Source organism: Nostoc sp. CHAB 5715, assembly GCF_020829685.1.
Taxonomy (GTDB): domain Bacteria; phylum Cyanobacteriota; class Cyanobacteriia; order Cyanobacteriales; family Nostocaceae; genus Nostoc.
Genome location: NZ_JAIVFR010000383.1, coordinates 1 through 6,498, shown reverse-complemented (window position 1 = coordinate 6,498; position 6,498 = coordinate 1). Strand labels below are relative to the sequence as shown.

Below are 6,498 nucleotides of genomic sequence, written 5' to 3'. Positions count from 1 at the left end.
GTCATTTGTCATTAGTCATTTGTCATTGGGTATGGGGGGATTGTTATTCTGCTCGTCTGCATCCCCATTCCCGACTTACCACCTGCTTAACTCATGAGTTAGGATTGGTATTAGTCATTTGTCATTTGTCATTGGGTATGGGGGGATTGTTATTCTGCTCGTCTGCATCCCCATTCTCCACTTACCACCTGCTTAAATCATGAGTTAGGATGACTATATTTTAATCAGGTGATATGAAAAGAATAGAAGTTGAGCAAAGAACTATTTTAATTGGTTTGGCGGGTAGCCACGGCTATGGTTTAAATCGTCCTGATTCAGATTTTGATTATCGGGGAGTATTTATCGCACCCAAAAGGTACTACTTGGGATTTGATCATATAGAACAAAAAGATGCTGGTTGGGATGAACCAGGTATATTTTCATTCATTGATGGCAACAAAGACACAGTTATATATGAATTAAGAAAAATCCTCCAGTTATTAGCGGGCGCGAATCCCAATGTTTTAGAATTGCTCTGGTTAAATAACTATCCTTTTGTAAACGCAGTCGGACAGCATTTAATTAATCATAAACAACTATTTTTGAGCAAGAAAGTAAAACATACTTACACTGGTTATGCTTTTGCCCAAATCAAAAAAATGGAAACTCATCGTAAATGGTTGTTAAAGCCACCACAAAAAAAACCAATACCATCTGATTTTGCCATAGAAGACGAAGCACCCCTCAGCAAAGATGAGCTAAATGCTTTTCTGGAATATCTTTATAACTTAATCAGAGGACGGATTGAATTTTTGGAAGAAGCGGAACAATTATATCAATTGCTGACGGCAGATATTGATTTTAAAGGCGTGTTGAAACAATACACTTTACCCGATGAAACTTTGGAATATACTCAAAAGTTAACCAATAGCCGTAAAGATTTTATCCGCTTGCTTCAGAAAAGCCAAAGTTATCAAATAGCTTTAAGAGAATGGAAGGCTTACTTATCTTGGCAGGAAAATAGAAATCCAGCTAGGGCAGAAATGGAAAGAAAATCGGGTTTTGACCTCAAACATGGAATGCACTGCATTAGATTGTTACGCAGTGGAGTAGAAATATTACGACGGGGTGAAGTGATTGTAGATAGGAGAATAGCTCGTGATGTTGAGGATTTAAAAGCTATTTTGAAGGGTGAGTATTCTTATGAAGAGGTGATGAAAATGGCAGAAGATTTGGTCGCTGAAATGGAAATTGTTTACGAACAATCTGCTTTACCTCACAAACCTGATTTGGAGCAAATTAATGATTTGTGTATGGAATTGGTGGAAATGCAGAATTGGTAAGTTATTGGGCATGGGGCATTGGGCATTGGGCATTGGGCATGGGACATTGTTGATTAAGTTTCTTCCCTATTCCCTATTCCCTACTCCCCACTCCCCACTCCCCATTAAAGAGCGTACATTAAATCAGCAAAGCCATAGAGGCTGATAATCAGCAATAGCGATGCTGTTAGTTGGGTAATTCGTGTCTGAGGTGAGGGAGCGATCGCTTCCCGCACTAAGATAGAAATAGATGCCCCAACTACTAAGCTCAAGCCTAAGATTAAATAGGGTCTATCCGGTAAAATACTGGCTATTGCCAGCATAGCGATCGCTAATAAGAGCATCAATAATTCTACAAACCTGGGCGGGTTGTATTGGCTAGATAGAATAAAGCTGTTGAACCAAAAAGACCAAAATCTCATAATCAGTGTTGAATTAAAAGTTAGGAGTTAGGAGTTATGAGTTAGGAGTTATGAGTTAGGAGTTATGAGTTATGAGTTAGTGCTGAATGCTGAGTTAAGAGTTAAAAGTTTTGAGTTATATACTGACTGTTGAGTGAGGAATTAAAATTGTGAGTTATGAAGCAGCTTTCCATTCAAAACTCCTGTACAGACGCGATTAATCGCGTCTCTACTCCTCACTCCTAACTCCTCACTCCTCACTCTTAACTTTTAACCCCTAGCCCCTAACTTTTGACCTATGCCGTTTTTTTGTGCAATATCACTTTCTGGTAGTTCGACGCCAAAGACGCGGCTAAAAACTTTGGCGACTTTGTAGCCAGAATCAATCGATTCTAAGGGGTCTTTCCGCAGCCTGTGACGCAAGCATAGCGTAATTACGCGGTGGATATCATCAACTGTAACTTCAGTACGTCCTTCATAAGCTGTTAAGGCTTTGGCGGCGCGGTTACTAACAATGTCACCTCGCAAACCGTCTACATCCAGTTCTGAACAGACTTCAGAAATTTTTACCCGCAGATCATAGTCAATTTTCACTTCTGGCAAAAGCTGTTGAGCATTGACAATTTGCTCTTGCAGTGCTTCTTGCTGGGATTTGTACTTTTCGAGAAATACTGGAGGATTTTGGTCAAAATCCGCCCGTTGTTCCACGATTTGCACCCGCAAGGTTGGTTCTTTTACGGTATGAATTTCTGCGTGCATCCCAAAGCGATCGAGCAATTGCGGGCGTAGTTCGCCTTCTTCCGGGTTTCCAGAACCCACAAGAACGAAACGCGCTGGGTGACGGATAGAAATACCTTCCCGTTCTACAGTGTTCCATCCACTCGCTGCGGAATCTAGTAGCACGTCTACGAGGTGGTCATCTAGCAAGTTGACTTCATCCACATAAAGAATGCCTCGGTTAGCCTTTGCCAGCAGTCCGGGTTCAAAAACTTTGACACCTTCAGATAAAGCTTTCTCAATGTCGATTGTGCCACAAACTCGGTCTTCTGTAGCTCCTAGCGGCAGGTCTACCATTTGGACTTTTTTGTGAGTTACAGGAATTTGGGCCCCTTGTTCTAACAGTTGGCGGACTTCATCGCTCATCAAGTCGGGGTCGCTAGGATCGCTACTGAAGGGGTCATTGGCAACCACAGAAATTTCTGGCAGCAGATCCGCCAGCGCCCGGATAGTTGTGGATTTCCCGGTGCCGCGATCGCCCATGATCATTACACCACCAATTTTGGGGTCAATCACGTTTAATAGCAACGCCAGTTTCATTTCTTCCTGGCCCACAATTGCCGTAAAAGGAAATACCACGCGACGCGCACTTGCCGTGGATTGAGCAGTTGGACTCACTAAATTACCTTAACAATATTTTTCTTATTACAGTTCTCTATTGTGACACAGGTGGGGTGTAGGGGAATGTGAAGATCGGGGGCAGGGGGCGCTTTCAAGGGCAGGTATTTAAGAAAAGAGCAAATCAGCAGGTAAAATACAGAACTGATGTCAGACCGCAAAAATATGCAAGGCAGATGGAAAGCAGAATTAAAGAAAAAGTGAGGAATTAAGACAATGGACTAGAAAAGTTATAGAAAAAATGCCCAATCTCACCAAGAAAAATGTCTTTCAAATCACCCTCTCTACTGTCTAATTTTTAAATACCTACCCTTGAAAGCTCCCCACTCCCTACTCCCGACTCCCCATTCCCTACTCCCCAGTTCCCAACAAATTCAGAAAAACAAATCTTGGTAGGGATTCTGGGATATCCTTAAATAAGTGAAAGATTTGCCAAAAATAGTAAGAATGAAGCTGGCAGCAAGAGTAAGTCAGGTAACACCTTCATTAACCTTAGCGATCGCAGCCAAGGCTAAGGGACTGAAGGCAGAAGGAATAGATGTTTGTAGTTTTAGCGCCGGAGAACCAGATTTTGATACTCCAGCGCATATTAAAGCCGCAGCAGTAAAAGCTTTGGATGAAGGCAAAACCAAGTATGGTGCAGCAGCTGGAGAACCAAAGTTAAGGGAAGCGATCGCCCATAAGCTTAAAACGGATAACGGTCTTGATTATAAGTCGGAAAATGTCATCGTCACCAATGGCGGTAAGCATTCTCTGTACAACTTGATGGTGGCGTTAATCGATCCAGGTGATGAGGTAATTATCCCTGCACCCTACTGGTTAAGTTATCCCGAAATGGTGACTTTGGTCGGTGGAGTCTCGGTAATTGTGTCCACAGATGCAACGACGGGCTATAAAATTACTCCCGAACAACTCCGTAAAGCAATCACGCCGAAGACAAAGCTATTTATCCTCAACTCTCCATCTAATCCTACAGGGATGGTTTACACGCTAGATGAAATCAAAGCACTGGCGCAGGTAGTAGTTGATGCAGATATCTTTGTCGTCTCTGATGAGATTTACGAAAAAATTCTCTACGACGGTGCAGAACATATCAGCATCGGTTCTCTTGGGAAGGAAATTTTTGACCGCACTTTGATTAGTAATGGGTTTGCGAAAGCTTATTCTATGACTGGGTGGCGTCTCGGTTATTTAGCGGGGCCTGTGGAAATCATTAAGGCAGCGAGTACCATCCAAGGGCATAGTACATCTAACGTGTGTACCTTTGCCCAATATGGTGCGATCGCGGCGCTACAAAGTCCTCAAGATTGTGTCGAAGAAATGCGCCAAGCCTTCGCCAAACGCCGACAAGTTATGCTAGACAGACTCAACGCCATTCCCGGATTGAGTACCGCAAAACCAGATGGCGCTTTTTATCTGTTTCCTGATATCAGCAAAACCGGTCTAAAATCCCTAGAATTTTGTGACGCTTTACTGGGAGAAAATCAAGTTGCAGTCATTCCCGGAATTGCTTTTGGCGCTGATGACAACATTCGCCTTTCCTACGCCACAGATATGGCGACGATTGAAAAGGGAATGGATAGATTAGAGAAATTTGTCAAGTCGCGTATTTAGTTGGTTGTCATTTGTCAGTTGTCATTTGTCATTTGTGAGGAGAATTTCCCAACTCTTCAACTTCTTAACTCCACCTTTTCGACTCAGAAGGGGTGGAGTTGATTTTTAAACCTGAAGTTCCGAGTTCTGAAGCTCAAGTTCCGAGTTCTGAAGCTCAAGTTCCGAGTTCTAAGCTTGAAGTTCCGAGTTCTAAGCTTGAAGTTTCGAGTTCCAAGCTTGAAGTTTCGAGTTCCAAGCTTGAAGTTTCATGTTCCGAAGCTCAAGTTCCGAGTTCTAAGCTTGAAGTTTCAGATGAATGGTGGGAGCAAAAACGTCAAAAGGGTTTTAGGCTTAGTTAATGTCAATTAATTCCAGCACCATTAAGCTGAATTTTGTGTCAAAGGATATGGTTGAATCAAAATCTCTACCGGAATCCCCAATTGTTCATGCAAACCCCGAATCATCTCCAAGGTTAGCGCCTGCTTGCGATGCAAAATATCGGCAATTTCTGCTTTACTGCCAATAACAGGTTCTAATTCATCTACAGACAACCCACGAGATTCGAGATAATATAAAATTGCTTCAATAGGATCTGGTGCTTCGATTGGGTAATGCCTTTGCTCGTATGCTTCCACCAGCGTAGTTAAAACTTCCAATCGGTCAGACTCTGGTGTATTTAGTTCTGCATCAAACAATCTTTCAATTTCATCAAGCGCAGCACGATAATCAGCTTCATTGCGGATTGGACGAGTTTCAAGCATAGGTATTACTGTCTCAAATACTTGTTGCATCTACGTTATCGGGGAGCATCCCAATGCAAGCAAATTTACTAAGTTAGCAGGTAGTCATTGCGAATGGAGCGTTCGCGGTAGCGTCTCGTAGAGAAGCGGAATGAAGCAATCGCAAAGTCTAGATGCTGCGATTGCTTCGCTTCATTTCATTACGTACCCTGCGGGAACGCCAAGGGCGAACGCAATGACAAAATATGTTTTTACACATTTGAATGCTCCCCGTTATCGTATTCTTTATGCGTTCCAAGAAAACGAATAAAAATAATTCCAATATCATAATGAACGTGAACAATTAAGCGATAATCGTTACCTTTGATATTAAAAATAACACGGTTATTAGCAATAATACTGGCATTGCGGTAAGTGCTTTTAATATTTGCCGGACTATCCCATTCTGCACGAGATGCTTCATCAAACCAAGCCTTTAATGACTGTTCGGCATCGGGATATGCTTCCCAAAACTTTCGTAACGTGCTGCGGGCAATGATTCGCATAATGAGGTAATTACAGCGTTACGATACATAAATATACTTGAAACCTTGACCAATGAGAAATGACAACTGAACGTCAGCGTCCCCCGATACTTAAACCAAATGAATTCTACACATTCGGCAGCTATTTCCAAATGAAATTTGCTCCCGCCGATATTTTGCGGGAATTAGGAGTAACTTTAACTAAAGCAACAATCAATTTACCTGTCGCTGCTTTAGAATTACTGACTCGACTACCAGACTTACGCCAACGCCTAGAAGAAGCGATCGCTCGTGTTAGTCTAACTAGTGAAGCCGCTAGACGAGAGGTACTAATCGCACCCATTTTATTAGAAGTAGCCCATATCACAAAAGCAACAGTTAATATTGAGTACCCCATTGAAGTAAACCAGTATCTCAGAGGTGACTTAGACTACTATCTTCAGTCAAAATACAATATTTTGGTAGTAGAAGCAAAACAAGCAGACTTAACACGGGGATTTACTCAGTTAGCGACGGAGTTGATTGCCTTAGATACATGGGTAGT

The 6,498-nt window shown here is 42.2% G+C and carries 9 protein-coding genes; 5 read left to right on the top strand and 4 right to left on the bottom strand.

The features are described 5' to 3' along the window. Both LC574_RS20730 and LC574_RS20725 read left to right on the top strand, forming a co-directional pair. Positions 1–203: hypothetical protein (locus LC574_RS20730; RefSeq protein WP_229455340.1), on the top strand; the 203-nt coding region annotated here is incomplete at its 5' end. 30 nt (positions 204–233) lie between these two features. Then, positions 234–1,322 (top strand): nucleotidyltransferase domain-containing protein, encoded by a 1,089-nt coding sequence (locus tag LC574_RS20725; protein WP_229455339.1) that lies wholly within the window; start codon positions 234–236, stop codon positions 1,320–1,322. 104 nt (positions 1,323–1,426) lie between these two features. Here the strand turns inward: LC574_RS20725 and LC574_RS20720 are convergent, their stop codons facing one another. After that, complete coding sequence (locus tag LC574_RS20720; protein ID WP_229455332.1) at positions 1,427–1,723, bottom strand: hypothetical protein; 297 nt, start codon at positions 1,721–1,723, stop codon at positions 1,427–1,429. Between the two features lie 249 nt (positions 1,724–1,972). Continuing rightward, a complete protein-coding gene (gene bchI / locus LC574_RS20715; RefSeq protein WP_229455331.1) occupies positions 1,973–3,097 on the bottom strand; it encodes a magnesium chelatase ATPase subunit I in 1,125 nt (374 codons plus the stop codon). Positions 3,098–3,544: 447 nt separating this feature from the next. Between bchI and LC574_RS20710 the strand changes: the two genes are divergently transcribed. Together LC574_RS20710 and LC574_RS20705 are read left to right on the top strand one after the other, a co-directional pair. Beyond that, entirely contained in the window at positions 3,545–4,711 is a 1,167-nt protein-coding gene (locus LC574_RS20710) for a pyridoxal phosphate-dependent aminotransferase (protein WP_229455341.1), read from the top strand. Between the two features lie 98 nt (positions 4,712–4,809). Then, positions 4,810–5,049, top strand: a complete 240-nt coding sequence (locus LC574_RS20705) for a hypothetical protein (protein ID WP_229455329.1) — start codon at positions 4,810–4,812, stop codon at positions 5,047–5,049. Between the two features lie 21 nt (positions 5,050–5,070). Here the strand turns inward: LC574_RS20705 and LC574_RS20700 are convergent, their stop codons facing one another. After that, on the bottom strand, positions 5,071–5,451 hold the full coding sequence (locus LC574_RS20700) for a type II toxin-antitoxin system HigA family antitoxin (protein ID WP_229455328.1): 381 nt from the start codon (positions 5,449–5,451) through the stop codon (positions 5,071–5,073). A gap of 230 nt (positions 5,452–5,681) precedes the next feature. Further along, on the bottom strand, positions 5,682–5,975 hold the full coding sequence (locus tag LC574_RS20695; protein WP_229455327.1) for a type II toxin-antitoxin system HigB family toxin: 294 nt from the start codon (positions 5,973–5,975) through the stop codon (positions 5,682–5,684). A gap of 59 nt (positions 5,976–6,034) precedes the next feature. Between LC574_RS20695 and LC574_RS20690 the strand changes: the two genes are divergently transcribed. Next, positions 6,035–6,498: hypothetical protein (locus LC574_RS20690; RefSeq protein WP_229455326.1), on the top strand; the 464-nt coding region annotated here is incomplete at its 3' end.

Excerpts from the sequence above, each read along its gene's own strand:
- LC574_RS20725 (WP_229455339.1), top strand. The coding sequence starts at position 234 with ATGAAAAGAATAGAAGTTGAGCAAAGAACTATTTTAATTGGTTTGGCG.
- LC574_RS20720 (WP_229455332.1), bottom strand. The coding sequence starts at position 1,723 with ATGAGATTTTGGTCTTTTTGGTTCAACAGCTTTATTCTATCTAGCCAA.
- LC574_RS20710 (WP_229455341.1), top strand. The coding sequence starts at position 3,545 with ATGAAGCTGGCAGCAAGAGTAAGTCAGGTAACACCTTCATTAACCTTA.
- LC574_RS20700 (WP_229455328.1), bottom strand. The coding sequence starts at position 5,451 with ATGCTTGAAACTCGTCCAATCCGCAATGAAGCTGATTATCGTGCTGCG.
- LC574_RS20695 (WP_229455327.1), bottom strand. The coding sequence starts at position 5,975 with ATGCGAATCATTGCCCGCAGCACGTTACGAAAGTTTTGGGAAGCATAT.